We start from the raw sequence: 15,947 nt of genomic DNA on the forward strand, positions 1-15,947 counted from the left end.
GATACACTATGGCTGATGCTGCCGAAATCGAAGCCCGCTTCTGGAAAGATCTGAAGTCGTCGCCGTTCGTGATGCTGGGACTGGTCGATGCACGCGACGGGCATACCCAGCCGATGACGGCACAGTTCGAAGATGATGGCGGCCCGCTCTATTTCTTCACGACCAACGACAACGGCCTGACGACCGCACTGGCGGGATCGTCGAACCGCGCGATCGCGACCTATACGGGCAAGGGCCATGACCTGTTTGCTAGCATCCACGGCACGCTGAACGTCGACAATGACGCAGCCACGATCGACCGGCTGTGGAATCCGCATGTCGAGGCATGGTTCGAAGGCGGCCGCAATGACCCCAAGCTGACGCTGCTGCGCCTGGATACCGAAAAGGCGGAATTGTGGCTGGGCGGAAGCTCGATCGGCGCGATGCTGACGCGTCTGCTCGGCAAGGACCCGAAGCAGAGTTACAAGGACAATGTGGCCGAGGTCACGCTGTAAGCGCGCTCGCGCAATCAGCCCCAGAGCGTGGCGGCGGGCGGCGAGAGATAGCCGCCCGCCGCCGTCATCGGTGAGGGACGATCCTCGGCAAGCAATAGCGCGCCGTCCAGATCGACCCAACGCGCCTGCGCGCCGAGAAGGAAGGGCGGGGCCATGCCGAGCGAGGTGCCGAGCATGCAGCCGATCATGATCTCCAGGCCCATGTCGCGACCCTCCCGCGCCAAAGCGAGCGCCTCGGTCAGCCCACCCGACTTGTCGAGCTTGATGTTGATCGCCTGATAGCGGCCGGCGCAGCGCGCAAGATCGCTGCGATCCTGGCAGCTTTCGTCGGCGGCGAAGGGGATGGCTGCTTTCACGCCGTCCAACAGTGCATCCTCACCCGCCCGCACTGGCTGTTCGATCAACTCGACACCATGGTCGGCCAGACGGGCCGCCTCTGCGGCAATGTCGCGGCCGGTCCAGGATTCATTGGCATCGACGATCAGCCGGGCAGCCGGGGCGCCGCGACGGACCGCCGCGACGCGCGCCTCGTCGCCTTCGCCCGCAAGCTTCAGTTTGAGCAGAGGCAGGTGGGCGGACGCGCGCGCATCCGCCTCCATCTTCGCCGGATCGGCGACCGAAATGGTGAAGGCGGTGATCTGGGGGGCGGGCTCGGCAAGGCCGGCAAGCTGCCACACGGGCGTGCCGGTCCGCTTCGCCTCCAGGTCCCACAGGGCAGCATCGAGCGCGTTGCGCGCGGCGCCGCGGGGCAGGCGCGTTTGCAATTCGGCGCGGGTGAGCCCGTTCGCGACGGCGTCTATCTGCGTCTGAAGCTGTTCCAGCACATTTCCTGCGGTTTCGCCGTGATAATAAATGGCGGTGCCTTCGCCGCGACCGACATGACCGTCGGCGGCAATCTCCGCGACGACGACATCGACATGCGTCTTGGCGCCGCGAGAGATGGTGAAGGCGCCGGCGACGGGCCAGCGTTCGATGCGTGCGGTGAGGATCATGCGGGTCTTAATACAGTGCCGTCGCCCGAGCGGAAGCCGGGGTCTCAGGGGTATGGTCTAGTCTCCTGAGAACCCTGCTTTCATAGTCTTGACGGTCAGGCCTTGGCCGCGCGCTTGTCCGCGTCGGCGATGAAGGTTTCCAACACGGGCGCGATCTCGTTGCGCCAGCGGCGGCCGTTGAAGATGCCGTAATGGCCGACCGATTTCGCGAGCAGATATTTCTTCTGATCGTCGGGCAGGTTGGGCGTGATCTTCAGTGCGGCGCGGGTCTGGCCGACGCCGGAAATATCGTCGCGCTCGCCTTCGATCGCGAGCATGGCGATGTCCGTGATCGCACCGGGATCGACCTTGCGGCCGCGGAACATCATCTCGCCCTTGGGCAAAAGATGGCGCTGGAACACCACGTCGATCGTCTCGAGATAGAATTCGGCGGTCATGTCGCAGACCGAGCGATATTCGTCGTAAAAGGCCTTGGTGCCCTCGGCGCTTTCCTGATCGCCGTCGACCAGATGGCGGAACATCTGCCAATGGCTGACAAGGTGGTTGCCCCAGTTCATCGCCATGAAGCCGGTGAGCTGGAGGAAGCCCGGATAGACCTTCCGTCCTGCGCCCGGATAATAGATCGGCACGGTCGCGATCACATTCTGCACGAACCAGCTGTGCGGCCGCTGGGTGGCGACGGTGTTGACCTGCGTCGGCGCCTCACGGGCGTCGATCGGGCCGCCCATCATCGTCAGCGAACGCGGGCGGGCCGGATTCTTGTCGGCGGACATGACACAGGCGGCAGCAAAGGCAGGCACCGCCGGCTGGCAGACGGCCAGGACATGCGCGCCGGGGCCGATATGTTCGAGCCAGCCGACCAGATATTCGACATAATCGTCGAGCCGGAATTCGCCATCCGCGAGCGGCACCAGCCGGGCGTCACGCCAATCGGTGATCCACACGTCATGGCCGGGCAGCATCCGCTCGACCGTTCCGCGCAGCAAGGTCGCGTAGTGGCCCGACATGGGGGCGACGATCAGCAGTTTGGGCTGATCCTTGGGCGCATCGGGGCGGGTGAAGTGGACCAGCTGACCGAACGGCTTGCGCGCTTCGATCACCTCCTCGACCGCGACGTCCTTGCCGTCGATCTGCGTGAAGGGCAGGCCGAACTCCGGCTTGCCATGCGGCGCCGAGGCGTGCGCGAACACATCAAGGCCGGAGGCCATCATCGACCCGAACTGGGTGCTGGCAAAGGGATTGGCCGGGTGCGCCATCCATTCGGAACCGAGCTCGGCCATAGCGCTGGCACCGGCGAGCAGGCTCCGCTGCATTTCATAAGCTTCGTACAGCAAATTCTGTGCCTCCAAGGACCATCTAGATGGGCGTATGCTCGCCGCAATGCAACAAACGTTAGAAAGCGCGATTGGTTGAACGCGCGCAGCTTGCTACAGCAACTTTATGGCCAAAGCACCGACACCCTTGCCCCCGGCAAAGGAGCGCCGCCGGATCGGCGAACTCCGCCTGATCTGGGGGATGGCAATGCAATATCCCGGCCGCATCGCCTGCGCCCTAACGGCGCTGATCGTGGCGTCGGCCGCGACCTTGGCGATCCCGTACGGGTTCAAGCGCGTGATCGACCGCGGCTTCATCGCGGGCGGCGGATCGGCGGCCAGCGTCAATGGGTCCTTCCGCTATCTGCTGATGATCGTGCTGGTCCTGGCGATCGCAACGGCGTGCCGCTTCTACTTCGTGTCGTGGCTGGGCGAGCGGGTGGTCGCGGATCTGCGGCGGCGCGTGCAAGATAATCTGCTGCGGCTGGCCCCGCGCTTCTTCGAGGAAAATCGGCCGTCCGAAATCGCATCGCGGCTGACGTCGGACACCGCGATCATTGAACAGATCGTGGGATCGACCGTCTCCATCGCGCTGCGCAACAGCTTCACCGGCATTGGCGGTATCATCTATCTTTTCACGTTATCGCCCAAGCTGGCGGGGATGCTGCTGCTGGGCATTCCGCTGATCATGGGGCCGGTGATCGTGCTGGGGCGGCGGGTGCGCGGCTTCAGCCGATCCTCGCAGGACAAGATCGCCGAAGTCGGCTCGATGGTGTCCGAGACGCTGGCGGCGATGAAGATCGTGCAGGCGTTCGGCCAGGAAAAGCGCGAGGCGGACCGGTTCGGTGTCGCGGTGGAAAGTGCGTTCGCCGTGGGGCGCCGGCGCTTCACGGTGCGGGCGATCATGACCGCGATCGTGATCGGGCTGATCTTCGGATCGATCACGATGGTCTTGTGGCAGGGCGCGACCGATGTCGCGGCGGGGCGGATGAGCGGCGGATCGATCGCCGCTTTCGTCCTGACCGGCGGCTTCGTGGCAGGGGCGTTCGGCGCGCTGACGGAAGTCTATGGCGATCTGCTGCGCGGCGCCGGAGCGGCCGGCCGGCTGGGCGAATTGCTCGCCGAGCAGCCCGAGATCGCGCCGCCGGCCAAGCCGCAGGCGTTGCCGGTGCCGCCACGCGGGACGATCGCCTTCGATCATGTCGAGTTCCGCTATCCGACCCGGCCCGAAGTGGCCGCGCTGCACGATTTCAGCCTGACGGTATCGCCGGGCGAACGGGTGGCGATCGTCGGACCGTCCGGGGCGGGCAAGAGCACGCTCTTCCAGCTGGCCCAGCGTTTCTACGATCCGCAGGTCGGGACGGTCAGGATGGACGGGATCGCACTGACCCAGGCCGATCCGGCGGCGGTGCGGGCGCGGATCGCGGTGGTGCCGCAGGATACGGTGATCTTTGCCGCGTCCGCGCGCGACAATCTTCGCTACGGACGCTGGGATGCCGACGATGCGGCGCTGTGGGCGGCGGCGGAGAATGCCAATGCCGCCAAGTTCCTGCAGGAATTGCCGGAAGGCCTGGACACATTCCTGGGGGAGGGCGGCGCGCGTCTGTCGGGTGGACAGCGCCAGCGGATCGCGATCGCGCGCGCGCTGTTGCGGGATGCACCGTTGCTGCTGCTGGACGAGGCGACGTCGGCGCTGGATGCGGAGAGCGAACGGCTCGTGCAGAATGCACTGGAGCGATTGATGAAGAAGCGGACCACGCTGGTCATCGCGCATCGACTTGCCACCGTGCGGGCGGCGGACCGCATCGTCGTGATGGATGGCGGGCGCATCGTCGAGCAGGGGCGCCATGATGAGCTGGTCGCCAAGTCCGGCCTCTACGCAAGGTTGGCGCAGCTGCAGTTCGAGGGGGAGGCGGCCTGACGGCTGGTGCCGCCTAACAGCCTGCCGACCAGCGACAGCGCGATGTGACGCACATGTCGCGAACGATCTGAAGGAGCCATGATGAGCCTCTTGAAACGCCTGTTCGGCACGGCCGCATCGGATGCACCCGCCGCCGAAAGCGTCCCGGACCCGGTCCGCATCAATGTTTACGCCACGGTCCGGACGTTGCCCGCGATCGATTTCCCGCACGAATTGCTGGGCCGGCGCGATCTTTCCGATCCGGATCTGGCAGAGCATCTGCGCGGGCTGATCGGTTATGTCATGAGCCGCGGCGATGGCGAGATGACGGCGTTGCGCTATCATGTCTGGCGCCACGTCCAGCGGGTGCGCAACCATGTCAGCCTGGACGTCCTGCCGGACGACCTGGACGCGCTGCAGCGCTGGGCACGCGCCGCCAACGGGATATTATTCCTTCCCGACGGTTCGGTGCGGGCGCCCGACATGGCGGTCCTGCTCGATGCGGAGGGCGCGACCGACCCGTCAGCGACCTTGCCCTATCAGCCGGACGCAATCGAGCGCCGTCAGCGGACGCTGCAGCTGCTGGATGGGCTGGAGTTGCGGCCACCGATGAGTATCCCGCCCGCGATCGGCGAGGCGGAACTGGACCTTCGCGCGCCGGACGAGGTGCTGCGTCGGGCGCTGGCCCTGTTCTATGTCGCGGCGCGCGGCCAGGCGCACGGCATTGCGTCCGAGCCGATCCCGGCAGGTCGGCGTGACGATAATCCCATCGGATTTGCCGCGCTGACAGAACGGGAGCGCGCCCTGCTGGATGGTGGCGGCGCCGACGAGGCCGCCTTTGCCGCGATCACCTGGCGCTATGAGGCGGCCAATGCGCTGCTGTGGGCGCTGGGGTTTGCGGGCGCGGACGTGGCGGATAGCGACAGCATGATCGATGTCGATGCCTTGTGGCGATCGGTGTCGGCGGTGGCGCAGCCGGGCGCGGCAACCGTCACGCCGCAATTTCGCCCGGCAGCGGAAATCCTCGACGCGCTCGATCGGACTTGGCTCGAACATTGGATCGTCCGCCAGGCGCATGCCAAGGATATTGCGATCGCGCAGCCGAACGGGGACGTGGTGATGGAGCGGCACGTCGCGTTGAACTGGCTGACCAACTTCCAGAACGATTTCGGCACCGCGTGGGATGAAGTCGATACGCCGACTTGAGGGATGGTTGCACCGCTACCCGACGGAACCAAATCTTCGGGACGCGTGTTTTGCGGCATCATGATGAAATCGTTCTGTATCCGTCACGGAATTGCCCTCGCTTTGCTTCCGGTTCTCGCCGTCGGCGCCCGCGCCCAGACCGAGGCTCCCAAGACCGTCACGACGACGCGCACCGCGCAAAGCACGGTCGCCACGCCGACCCAGACCACGATTACCACCACGACACGCGAGAAGATCGTGGGTACGGGCAAAGAGGCGGGCCGGATTGCGAGCCAGCCGGCGCGTGACGTCGGCGCCAGCAAGGTCACCATTCCTGTTCCCGTCCAGCAGGCGGCCGCCGCGCCCTATTCGCTGAAGGGACTGGGCAGCTGCGCGCAGATCAAAAGCGCCATCTTCGCGCTGAACGACGTGCTGGGACCGGACTATGCCGGCGCGGTTACGGTGCGCGAGAACAAGGCCGGCAAGCTGGCGGCAGCCGGCGGCAAGACGATCGTCAACACGATCATCCCGTTTCGCGGGCTGGTGCGCGAAGTGAGTGGCGCCGCGCCGGCCGAGCGTCGGCTGAACGCGGCGATCCGGGCGGCTTATGCGCGGCGGGGCTTCCTTCGCGGCGTGGCGACCGGCCGCAAATGCCGCCTGGGCTAAGCTAGCTATCCTAACTATTTGGCGGATCGTCTTCAGGGCTTTCGCCGTCGATCGTTCAGATAGATTAGTGCACCGAAAATAGCGGTGCTCACGGCAAGGACGATGATGCCTCTGCCATATGTTTCCAGGAATGTCGGATTGCGGGGTTGGGGAAATCTATCGCCGGCTACGGCAGAATAGTAGGCAAAGAACACTGTAATCCAATACAGCGCGCTAAAGACTGCTTTCAAAAATGCGCCGACGTATCGCATGACGCCTGGTCCTTATTGACCCCACATGTGCGGGTATTTTACACCAGAGCTCGAGAAGTGCGACGACAGTAATATATTTGCCAACTCGAAATTGCTGACGCGGCCTCATAGGCCCCGTACACAAAGGATATCGACGGGCCCATCTCTATATTCCGGCCGCGTCTATTCCATTTCCGCGGCGCGAACGGCTGAGCGTTAGGGTTTGGGCTGAGGCAGCTTCAGGCCAAGCAGCGCGAGTTTGCCGCCGGTCACGCCGAACCAGTGCGGCACCCCTGCCGGGACCATGATGATGTCGCCCGGCGCAAGCGGGCGGGACGTTCCGCCTTCGATCTTGGTGCCCTGGGTCAGGCCGGGATTGGTGACGTCCGGCTCGGTCATCGTGCCGCCCATGACGAGCGTGCCCGCGCCAGCAACCACGATCGCATATTCGGCATCGGTCGGGTGGATCGCTGGGCGGCCCGGCCCTTTCCAATATTCCACCGATGCGACCGATGAGTCGGCCCGTACCAGGGGCGCCATCGCAAAAATCTGACCAGGCTTCATCCCCGCACCGATGCGCTCGACCAGTGCCTGCACGTCCGCCGGCGTTGCGAAATTGCCCGGCGCAGCGGGCTGCGCCGCAATCGGGGCAGCGATCAGGGCGAGGGCACAGATAGCGACGAACTTCATTTAGGGATCCTTCCAGCGAGCTGCCAAGGGATAGCATCCTTAAGCCCGCGTCAACGCATCCCGAACCGTTCAACGCCCAGGGGAGCCGAGCACACACAGGAACTTCGGCGTCGTTGCGCCAAAGTCCTTCGGAATTTTTGCTAATCCTGGGCGACGCTCGCCAATTCACGGCGATTTTTCAGGCGCCAATCTGGCGGATTGCGTTGAAAGCACCAGTGCGGAGCCAATTGGCACGGCTCCTGCAATGGCATTGTCATGGCCGGCAGGTAGCCGGTCATCCGCCTCAATGGAGATTATGCCATGAAAGCCACTGTGATCATCGCCGCCGCCCTGTTCGGTACGCTGGCTGTTCCTGCCTTTGCCGCCACCAACAGCGACGACGTGAAAATGAAGGTGACGTACGACGCAAAGCACGACAAATATTGCATCTCACAGGATGTGACCGGCCAGCGTCTTCCGGTTCGCACCTGCCGCACCAAGGCGGAATGGGTCGCGGACGGCGCCAAGTTCAGCGATGCGGCCGATGCCACGAAGCACACCAAGCTGGCGCAGAAGTGACGGGCTACGCCCGCGGCCGCGGGGCCGCGGGCGGTTCGCCAACTGTCCGGCTTTCGTTCGGAATCGGACACTTCCGCAAACGGCACGGCGATCGTCCGGTTGCAATGCGTTTAGTGCCACAAAAGTGGGAGATCGGCCCTCTTAGCCGGCAAGCGGAAGGAACAGGTCGGCTACGGCGTCGTGGCCCGACCCATCTTTTCGCACGGAAAGGTGGCGCTGACAGTAGATGGGAAAATCGCGAGCCTCCTCCCCGCTGGCGGGCAGCCAATCGCGATAGAGGTACAAAGCGGGCGCCTCGAGATCATGGGTGTGGCGGGTCACGCGCAGCATCGCGCAGCGGCCGCCGGGGATGATGCCTGCCTTCATGTGCGGGTCCGTCTCGACAATCGGCTGGTCCGTTCCGACACACAGATCGATACTATAGTCCGCGAGATTGGCGGGGCACCGTTCGGATCGGAAGATCGTGAAGGTCGGGCTCGTGAGCGGTGACAGTCCGGCGCGCTTGCGCCAGGCGATGAACCTCTCAATCGTGGCGTCCAAGGTGGCGGGATCGCCGCGATGTTCCATGATCGCCACCGGCGTCGGCGGCATCGTCCGGATCATCACATCTTCCTGTCGGATGGGCGTTTGCATGAGCATGCTCCTGGCTTTGTCGAGAGGCGCGAAGGCGGCGAACCACGGTGCCCAATCGGGCGATTTCCGGAACGCGGATGGCGATTGGCCCACGCGACGCCGAAAGGCGCGGGCAAAGGCATCCGGCGCATCGTAGCCCGCTTCCAGGGCGATCTGCGTCACGCTCGGGCCATCCTTGTCCGCCAGCCGATGCGACGCCTGCTTCATGCGCGCGAGCTGAACATAGTGGAGCAGGGACAGGCCGAAAGTTGCCCTGAACTGGCGGTGGAAATGGAATTTCGAGAAAGCGGCGATACCGCTGACCGTCTCGAGATCCAGCGCAGCATCGAGTTGCTGGTCGATATGATCCAGCACGCGTTGCATCCGGGCCTGATAATGATGAAGCGCCGCCGTCATAATTCTACCCCTTGGTGGCGCTCCTTAAGCCGACTTGGGCAGCGGCCGCTCGACCGATCTTGCGGTTTGAGGCGCGGCCTATTGTCCCGGAGCGACAGCGCGATCCAGGCGGCCATGCCGCTACGGCCTTATACGATATGCGCTTTGGGGAGAGAGGCAGGCACAGCGGGCGCAAGATCGTCGCGGAAAAAATGAAAGCGGCCCTTTCCGCTCGTCTTGGCGACGTACAAAGCGGTGTCGGCGCGTTGGATCAACTGTTCCAGATCCGTGCCGGTTTCCGTCGCGATGTCGATGCCAACGCTGACGGACAGCCGCGCATCGGCCTCGCCCACCCTGTAAGGCGCGCTCAATTTCTTGATGATCCTGCGCGCCAGCATCTCCGCTTCCGCTTCGTGGCTGATCATCGCCTGTAGCACGACGAATTCGTCACCGCCGATACGGCAGAGCGTATCTTCCGAGCGGATCACCGATTCCAGCCGCGTCGCAACCTCCCGCAGGATCGCGTCCCCGGCGGGGTGTCCGTTCAGATCGTTCACCGCCTTGAACCCATCGAGATCGAGATAATGGATCGCAAGCCGGCTGCCCGTGCGGGAAACCCGCGCGATATCCTTCTGAAATCTTTCCCGCAGGAGCAGCCGGTTGGGCAGGCCGGTCAACGCGTCCCGTTTCGCCAGCATGCCGTAATCATGCTTCGTGGTCAGATGCTCGACCATCGAGCGGTGAAGGTGGCCGATGCTCTGAAGGCTCATCACGATGGCGGCCATCATCAGCAGAGCCTCGATCGCGAATAATTCCGCATGGATCGGGTTGCTGTGCGCCATGAAGGAATGGACGAGCAACGTGATTGCGGTTGGTAACGTCGCCAGCAACATGCTGATGATGCAGATGCGCGGTCGGATCGAAATCCGCGATACGAGGCCCGCGCCGAAGACGAAGACGAGACTGACCGCGATCAGGTGCAGCAGCGCGTCGTGGAACATCAATGCGCGAACATTGAACAGGCCCAGCAGAATGGCGAAGAGATAAGTGCTCCACGCATAGCGCGTTTCCCACCGCGCCAGCGTGGCGAGGGCAAGGGTGGCCCCCGCGCGCCGGCGATAGGCACGCAGGGTGAGCAAGCGGACAATGGTGAGGAGGGTGACGGCGATCGCAAAGGCCATCATCCACGGATCGTGAAACGCCTCACCGGCGATGAAGGCGACGCCGACGAAAGCGCTGCCCATGAAGGCGACCGGAATGGTCATGCTGAACAACATATCCACCAGATCGCGGTAGACCGCGTCCGGCAGGTGTTCGGCGTTACGCGATAGTGTCGGCAGAGCAGACATTTCCGGCAGAATAACAGCTACTGCAACAGATGCGATAGGCTGTGTGGAAAGAAGCATCCAGTTGGGAGCATATGGGTGTTATTTGCCTCACAAAGTGAAGGCGAAGTCACGGGGGCCATTGGAAAGAATTTTACAATTTCTCACCCAAGGAAAGACGAGGCAGTCTTCCACAGCAGCTTGCCAGAAAGCGTGATTCATCCCTTGCGCGGGAAGGCGGTGACGCCGCGCCACAGGCGCCACAATCCCGCACCGACGAGGAGCGGCGCCAGCACGAGATGGGTGCGGGTCGGATTATGGACGGGCAGCCAGACCGCAACCGCGGCGAGGGCAAGGCCGCCGACGATATTCAGGATCGCGCCGACAGACCATGCGACGTTCAGGGCGATCCTCACCACATCGACGAGCTTGGTGGGAATGGGGAGATTAAATTGCGCGAACAGGAACAAGATCCCGACGAGCAGAAGCGGAAGGACTGCGACGGCTATCAGCACGAACAGGACGATGGAGGACAGGGTCAGCATAGTTCGGCCATGCCATAGCTCTGGCGGCTGTCCCGACTAGCCGAACGCGTCGATCGATGCGGCAATAGGGGCCTTTCCTGGGCGGCGCGAATGACGAGGGTGCCGCTGCATTCGCCAACTGATGGTAATTTATGCGGATTGTGGGGTTCGCAGCGACGGCTTGGCGGATGTTCCAGCTCTTGTCTCACATTGGCACAATGCCTGCACTGGTAAAACCATGAGCTATTGGATCCATGGGAGAAACAGGATGGGCAATCCGCAGCGGTCGCGCGACGTCCGGCGGCGCATCGCTGGCGTGGCCAGCATGGTGACGGCCATCATGCTCGCCCCCGCGGTGCCCGCCGAGACGCCCAACCAGATCTTTGCCGAGACGCGCAAGCTGGTCACCAAGGATGCGGTCGAAGATGTCGGCCTGGTGCCGATCGGCGGGATCCCGCAATGGATATCGGTGCGCGGCCGGCACCGGGACAATCCTGTCCTGCTGTGGATCCATGCCGGGCCCGGCTTCACCATGTCGCCGGTCAGTTATTATTACATGCGCGATTGGGAGGAATATTTCACGGTCGCGCAATGGGATCAGCGCGGGGCGGGCAAGACCTACCTTGCCAACGATCCGGCAAAGATTCGCCCGACCATGTCGATCACCCGGATGGTCGACGATGCGGAAGCGGTCGCAGCGCATCTGCGCAAGACCTATGGCAAGCGCCGCATCATCCTGATGGCGCATTCGTTCGGGACGATCATCGGCCTGAAACTGGCGCAACGCCACCCAGACTGGTTCCATGCCTATGTCGGCACCGGCCAGTTCATCGATTTCCAGGCGAGCGAAGCGGCGGGCTTCGCGGCGACGCTGGCCGACGCGCGCGCCGCGAACAATCGGCAGGCGATCGAAGATCTGACGCGGATCGCGCCCTTTCCGGACCGGGCCCACCCCGAACGCAACGTCCAGAATCTTGGCGTCGAGCGTAAATGGCTGGCGGCTTATGGCGGCTATTATTGGCCGGGGGGCGAAGGCCAGTATGTCAAAATCGCGCAGATGAGCCCGGATTATAGCGCCGACGAATTCAAGGCGATGATGGGGGAAGGGCAGGCGTTCAGCGATCGGGCGCTATGGGGCGAGATCGGCACGATTGATTTTAGCCGATCGGTGAGCTTCCGACTGCCGATCGTGATGCTGCAGGGGCGGCATGATCGCGGCACGTCGGCGGCGCTGGTGGCAAGATGGTTCGATCGCGTCAAAGCACCATCGAAGCGGATCATCTGGTTCGAGGATTCAGCGCATATGGCCCAGGAGGAAGAACCGGGCAAAATGCTCGTCTCGCTGGTGAGTGTCGTGCGGCCGCTCGCCCGGGATTGAAGGGCGAGCGACCGACGGTCCGATCACGAGGCGGGTTGCGCCACGTCCACCAGCGGCAGCCAGACCGCGCTGGGCTGGTTTGCCGAACGGGACAAGGTGATCGTCGCCTTCCGATAATCGGCGGGTTTGGCGAAGAAGATGTTGGGGACGTAGGTCTGCGGGTTGCGGTCGTAGAGCGGGAACTGGCTCGACTGGACCTGCACCATGATACGATGGCCCGGCAGGAAGACGTGGTTCGTCGTCGGCAAGGCGAACTTATATTCGACGGTCTGGTTGGCGGGCACCGCGCTGGGGTGCTCGAAGCTGTCGCGATAGCGGCCGCGGAAGATATCCATCGCCACGGCCAGCTGATAGCCGCCCATTTCGGGCTGGTCGGGCATCTCGTCCGGGTAGACGTCGATCAGCTTGACGACGAAGTCGCCATCCGTACCGGTGGTCGCGGCGAACAGATCGGCAATGGCCGCGCCGCTGATGCGGACCGGCTTGTCGAGTGTGCCGGTACTATAACTCATCACGTCCGGCCGGGCATTGGCGTGGCGTTGATCGCTGACCAGCCATGGGCCCCATTGCTCGCGATTGCCGAAGTCGGTCGGACGCGGGACGTAGGGCACCGGATGCGCGGGATCGGAGACATAGGAGTCACCGGCCTGGGCCGCGGTTGGCTTGTCAAAGCTCAGTGCGAAATTGCTGGTGAGGTAGATCGGCGTGAGCGGCTTCGCACAGCCTTGCTGGCAGGCGAGCGGCCAGTTGGCGAACTTGTCCCAATGCTGCTCACCCGTATTGTAGATCTGCACGCGCGGCATATCGAATTTGGGTGCGCCGTCCTTCAGATATTGGTTGAAGAAGGGCAGGATGACGGTGCGGCGAAAATCGGTGGTGGTGTCGCCCGGCCATTTGAGCGGCCCGAGAGTATAGCCGCCCCGGTTGATCTGGCTGTGCATCCACGGGCCCATCACCAGATAATTATTGCCGATATGACCAGCGGCCTTCAGCGCCTCCCAGCTGTGGATCGCGCCCCACATATCCTCCTGGTCCCACAGGCCCTGCAGCCACATCGTCGGCACGGTCGAGGGGCGGGCGGCGACCGCCTTGTCGAGCGCCTGGCCCTGCCAGTAGCTGTCATAGGCCGGATGCTCCGACATACGGCGCCACATGCCGAATTGATCGAGCCCGTGCAGCTTGGCGAAATCGCCGGCCGAGCCCGCCTTGAGATAGGCGTCATAATCGTCGGCATTCGACGTGATCAGGCTGGCCTTCTGCTTCTTCGGGCTTTCCTGGCCGACGATATAATCGAAGCTGCCCTGGCGGTAGGCGCCGTAATGGAACCAGTCGTCGCCCATCCAGCCATCCACCATCGGGCTGAGCGGTGCGGCCACTTTCAGCGCGGGGTGAGGATCGAGCAGCGCCATGACGACGGTGTGGCCCTCATAGGACGAGCCGATCATGCCGACGCGGCCGTTGCTTTCGGGAAGGTTCTTGACCAGCCAGTCGGTCGTGTCCCAGGCGTCGGTGGTGTTGTCGACCTTGGTCGGGTTGAGCGGCCCGCGCGGCGGGCGGGTCATGACATAGCCGCCGTCCGAGCCGTGGAGGCCGCGCACGTCCTGGAAGACGATGATATAGCCCGCGTCGGCGAAGATGTCGTAGCTCTGCGGCAGGATCGCGCGCATCACGCCGCTCTTGTTGCGGGTGGTGTGGCCGTCGGCATCGTAGGGCGTGCGATTGAGGATGATCGGCGCGTTCTTCGTGCCCTTATGCTCGACGATCACGGTGTGGAGCTTGACCCCGTCGCGCATCGGGATTTCGACCTCGCGCCTGACGTAATCATAGCTGTCGGTCGGCTCGACATATTTGGCGGGGAAATCGGTGCCGCTTTTGGGAAAGACCGGCTCGGGCGCCTGAGCCCCCGCAAGAGTGGATGTGGCGAGCAGGAGGAGCGCGAGCGTCTTGGTCATGGAGATTCCCGTACAGGGTCGAACATGCGAGACTAGTAAAACGCAGACCTGAATGTCGAGCAGTTTGCGAGCAAAATGAGTCGATATATCATATCGTGCAGATTGGCGGATCGGGGCGGGTCTGACGTTGCTTCATTTGGTAGCCGTTACCGGCGGGATAGAAGGGTTCGTACGAGAGCGTGCTTCGATACGAGCCCTCGATACGGCGCTCGCGCCTACTCGGTCTCTACTCAGCATGAGCGGGGAGGGCGTGAGGGTGGGGGAGTGGGACGTGGGTGAGGACGGAGCAAGGTCTAGGCCACCGTCAGCACGACCTTGCCGACATGGTCGCCATTTTCCAGGTGGGCGTGGGCCTGTGCGGCGTCGCGCAGGGGAAAGGTGGCGTCGATGATCGGTTTGAGCTTGCCCTGGGCGAGCAGCGGCCAGACGGTTCGTACGAGGGCGTCGCGGATCGCGGTCTTGAAGGCGATGTCGCGGGCGCGCAGCATCGATCCGGTGAGCGTCAGGCGTTTGCGCATGACGAGACCGAGTGGCAGTTCGACGGTAGCGCCGCGCTGGGTGGCGATCGAGACGTGGCGGCCTTCCTCGGCGAGGCAGGCGAGATTGCGCGGGAGATAGTCGCCGCCGACCATGTCGAGCACGATGTGCACGCCATCGGGGGCGATCCGCTTCACCTCCGCCACGAAATCCTGATTCTTATAATCGATGGCATGATCGGCGCCGATTTCCAGCGCGCGACGGCATTTCTCGGGCGACCCGGCGGTGACGATGATGGACAGGCCGAACGCCTTGGCAAGCAGGATCGCCATCGTGCCGATACCGCTGGTGCCGCCGTGCACGAGTACCATTTCGCCCGGTGCGGCATGGCCGCGCTCGAACAGGTTAGACCAGACGGTGAAGAGAGTCTCGGGCAGGGCCGCAGCCTCGACCATCGACAGAGCGGGTGGGACGGCGATGCATTGGCCCGCGGGCGCCAGAGCATATTCGGCATAGCCGCCGCCTGCCACGAGCGCCATCACCGGGCGGCCAAGCAGGCGTGCATCGCTGCCTTCGCCCAGCGCCACCACCTCGCCGGCGATCTCCAGCCCCGGAATGGAGGGCGCGCCGGGGGGCGGCGGATATTTGCCCGCGCGCTGCATCAGGTCCGGCCGGTTCACACCGGCGGAGGCGACCTTGATCAGCAGTTCGCCCGGGCCGGGCGTGGGCACGGGGCGCTCGACCGGCTGGAGGACGTCGGGCCCGCCGGCCTCGGTGGGGTCGATCGCCGTCATAGTCTGGGGAATGGTCGTCATGGTCGTGGTTTAGGCTGTGTGGCGTCGTCCGTCACCCCGGCGGTAGGGCACAAGGTGCGTTCCGTGGATGCCAGCCTGCGCTGGCATGACCTGAAATCAGGGCACGGCGATCTCGGGAAAGTGCCGCGTGATACAAAGCGGATTTGACAGATGCGCGCGAAGGGAGGAGCATCCACTTATGGATCTGGAAGACTTCCTTCCCAAGACTCCCGGCGATCCGCTCGCCGCGCTGACCAAGCAGGATCTCGATCCGCTGTCGGTCGACGAGCTGCAGGCGCGGATCGCGACGCTGGAGACGGAGATCGCGCGAACGCGGGCGCGGATCGATCATGCCGTCAATCACCGCAGCAGCGCCGAGAGCCTGTTCAAGCGATGACGCCAAACGCCGCCTTTAGCACACCCAAGCAGGGGGTGCTTGATACGCGGGCGGCGCGTTCCGA

15 protein-coding genes are annotated in these 15,947 nt (G+C 63.9%); 7 read left to right on the forward strand and 8 right to left on the reverse strand.

Going from position 1 to position 15,947, the window contains the following annotated elements; genetic code table 11:
- Nucleotides 1–8 precede the first annotated feature (8 nt).
- Nucleotides 9–494 (forward strand): pyridoxamine 5'-phosphate oxidase family protein, encoded by a 486-nt coding sequence (locus ACSBM8_RS04160; RefSeq protein WP_442680397.1) that lies wholly within the window; start codon nt 9–11, stop codon nt 492–494.
- A gap of 14 nt (nt 495–508) precedes the next feature.
- On the opposite strand, the gene dgcA is transcribed toward ACSBM8_RS04160, so the two are convergent.
- Both dgcA and ACSBM8_RS04170 read right to left on the reverse strand, forming a co-directional pair.
- Nucleotides 509–1,486 (reverse strand): N-acetyl-D-Glu racemase DgcA, encoded by a 978-nt coding sequence (dgcA, locus tag ACSBM8_RS04165; RefSeq protein ID WP_442680398.1) that lies wholly within the window; start codon nt 1,484–1,486, stop codon nt 509–511.
- Between the two features lie 95 nt (nt 1,487–1,581).
- The gene (locus ACSBM8_RS04170; RefSeq protein ID WP_442681485.1) at nt 1,582–2,820 is read right to left on the reverse strand and encodes a polyhydroxyalkanoate depolymerase; all 1,239 of its coding nucleotides are present in this window, start codon (nt 2,818–2,820) and stop codon (nt 1,582–1,584) included.
- A 106-nt stretch (nt 2,821–2,926) separates the two neighbouring features.
- On the opposite strand from ACSBM8_RS04170, the gene ACSBM8_RS04175 reads away from it, so the two are divergent.
- The 3 genes from ACSBM8_RS04175 (at nt 2,927) to ACSBM8_RS04185 (ending at nt 6,550) form a co-directional block, all read left to right on the forward strand.
- The gene (locus ACSBM8_RS04175) at nt 2,927–4,720 is read left to right on the forward strand and encodes an ABC transporter transmembrane domain-containing protein (RefSeq protein ID WP_442680399.1); all 1,794 of its coding nucleotides are present in this window, start codon (nt 2,927–2,929) and stop codon (nt 4,718–4,720) included.
- A gap of 81 nt (nt 4,721–4,801) precedes the next feature.
- Nucleotides 4,802–5,905 carry a DUF4272 domain-containing protein gene (locus tag ACSBM8_RS04180; protein WP_442680400.1) on the forward strand — a complete coding sequence of 368 codons (1,104 nt, stop codon included), beginning with the start codon at nt 4,802–4,804 and terminating at the stop codon, nt 5,903–5,905.
- A gap of 60 nt (nt 5,906–5,965) precedes the next feature.
- The gene (locus ACSBM8_RS04185) at nt 5,966–6,550 is read left to right on the forward strand and encodes a hypothetical protein (RefSeq protein WP_442680401.1); all 585 of its coding nucleotides are present in this window, start codon (nt 5,966–5,968) and stop codon (nt 6,548–6,550) included.
- Between the two features lie 446 nt (nt 6,551–6,996).
- Here ACSBM8_RS04185 and ACSBM8_RS04190 read toward each other — a convergent pair whose 3' ends face one another.
- Nucleotides 6,997–7,470: a cupin domain-containing protein gene (locus tag ACSBM8_RS04190; RefSeq protein ID WP_442680402.1), complete on the reverse strand. Its 474-nt coding sequence runs from the start codon at nt 7,468–7,470 to the stop codon at nt 6,997–6,999.
- A 300-nt stretch (nt 7,471–7,770) separates the two neighbouring features.
- Here ACSBM8_RS04190 and ACSBM8_RS04195 point away from each other — a divergent pair, with 300 nt between their 5' ends.
- Nucleotides 7,771–8,028 (forward strand): hypothetical protein, encoded by a 258-nt coding sequence (locus tag ACSBM8_RS04195; protein ID WP_442680403.1) that lies wholly within the window; start codon nt 7,771–7,773, stop codon nt 8,026–8,028.
- A gap of 141 nt (nt 8,029–8,169) precedes the next feature.
- Here ACSBM8_RS04195 and ACSBM8_RS04200 read toward each other — a convergent pair whose 3' ends face one another.
- From ACSBM8_RS04200 to ACSBM8_RS04210, 3 genes are all read right to left on the reverse strand, one after another.
- Nucleotides 8,170–9,057 carry an AraC family transcriptional regulator gene (locus ACSBM8_RS04200; RefSeq protein WP_442680404.1) on the reverse strand — a complete coding sequence of 296 codons (888 nt, stop codon included), beginning with the start codon at nt 9,055–9,057 and terminating at the stop codon, nt 8,170–8,172.
- A 128-nt stretch (nt 9,058–9,185) separates the two neighbouring features.
- Entirely contained in the window at nt 9,186–10,385 is a 1,200-nt protein-coding gene (locus ACSBM8_RS04205; protein WP_442680405.1) for a diguanylate cyclase domain-containing protein, read from the reverse strand.
- Between the two features lie 194 nt (nt 10,386–10,579).
- The gene (locus tag ACSBM8_RS04210; RefSeq protein ID WP_442680406.1) at nt 10,580–10,906 is read right to left on the reverse strand and encodes a hypothetical protein; all 327 of its coding nucleotides are present in this window, start codon (nt 10,904–10,906) and stop codon (nt 10,580–10,582) included.
- 247 nt (nt 10,907–11,153) lie between these two features.
- Here ACSBM8_RS04210 and ACSBM8_RS04215 point away from each other — a divergent pair, with 247 nt between their 5' ends.
- Complete coding sequence (locus ACSBM8_RS04215; RefSeq protein WP_442680407.1) at nt 11,154–12,263, forward strand: alpha/beta fold hydrolase; 1,110 nt, start codon at nt 11,154–11,156, stop codon at nt 12,261–12,263.
- 23 nt (nt 12,264–12,286) lie between these two features.
- Here the strand turns inward: ACSBM8_RS04215 and ACSBM8_RS04220 are convergent, their stop codons facing one another.
- Together ACSBM8_RS04220 and ACSBM8_RS04225 are read right to left on the reverse strand one after the other, a co-directional pair.
- Complete coding sequence (locus tag ACSBM8_RS04220) at nt 12,287–14,215, reverse strand: CocE/NonD family hydrolase (protein WP_442680408.1); 1,929 nt, start codon at nt 14,213–14,215, stop codon at nt 12,287–12,289.
- Nucleotides 14,216–14,508: 293 nt separating this feature from the next.
- Nucleotides 14,509–15,507 carry an NAD(P)H-quinone oxidoreductase gene (locus tag ACSBM8_RS04225; RefSeq protein WP_442680409.1) on the reverse strand — a complete coding sequence of 333 codons (999 nt, stop codon included), beginning with the start codon at nt 15,505–15,507 and terminating at the stop codon, nt 14,509–14,511.
- 178 nt (nt 15,508–15,685) lie between these two features.
- On the opposite strand from ACSBM8_RS04225, the gene ACSBM8_RS04230 reads away from it, so the two are divergent.
- Nucleotides 15,686–15,883, forward strand: coding sequence for a DUF1192 domain-containing protein (locus ACSBM8_RS04230; RefSeq protein ID WP_442680410.1), 198 nt, complete (start codon nt 15,686–15,688; stop codon nt 15,881–15,883).
- Nucleotides 15,884–15,947 lie beyond the last annotated feature (64 nt).

Source organism: Sphingomonas sp. ASY06-1R, assembly GCF_052180265.1.
Classification (GTDB): domain Bacteria; phylum Pseudomonadota; class Alphaproteobacteria; order Sphingomonadales; family Sphingomonadaceae; genus Sphingomonas_I.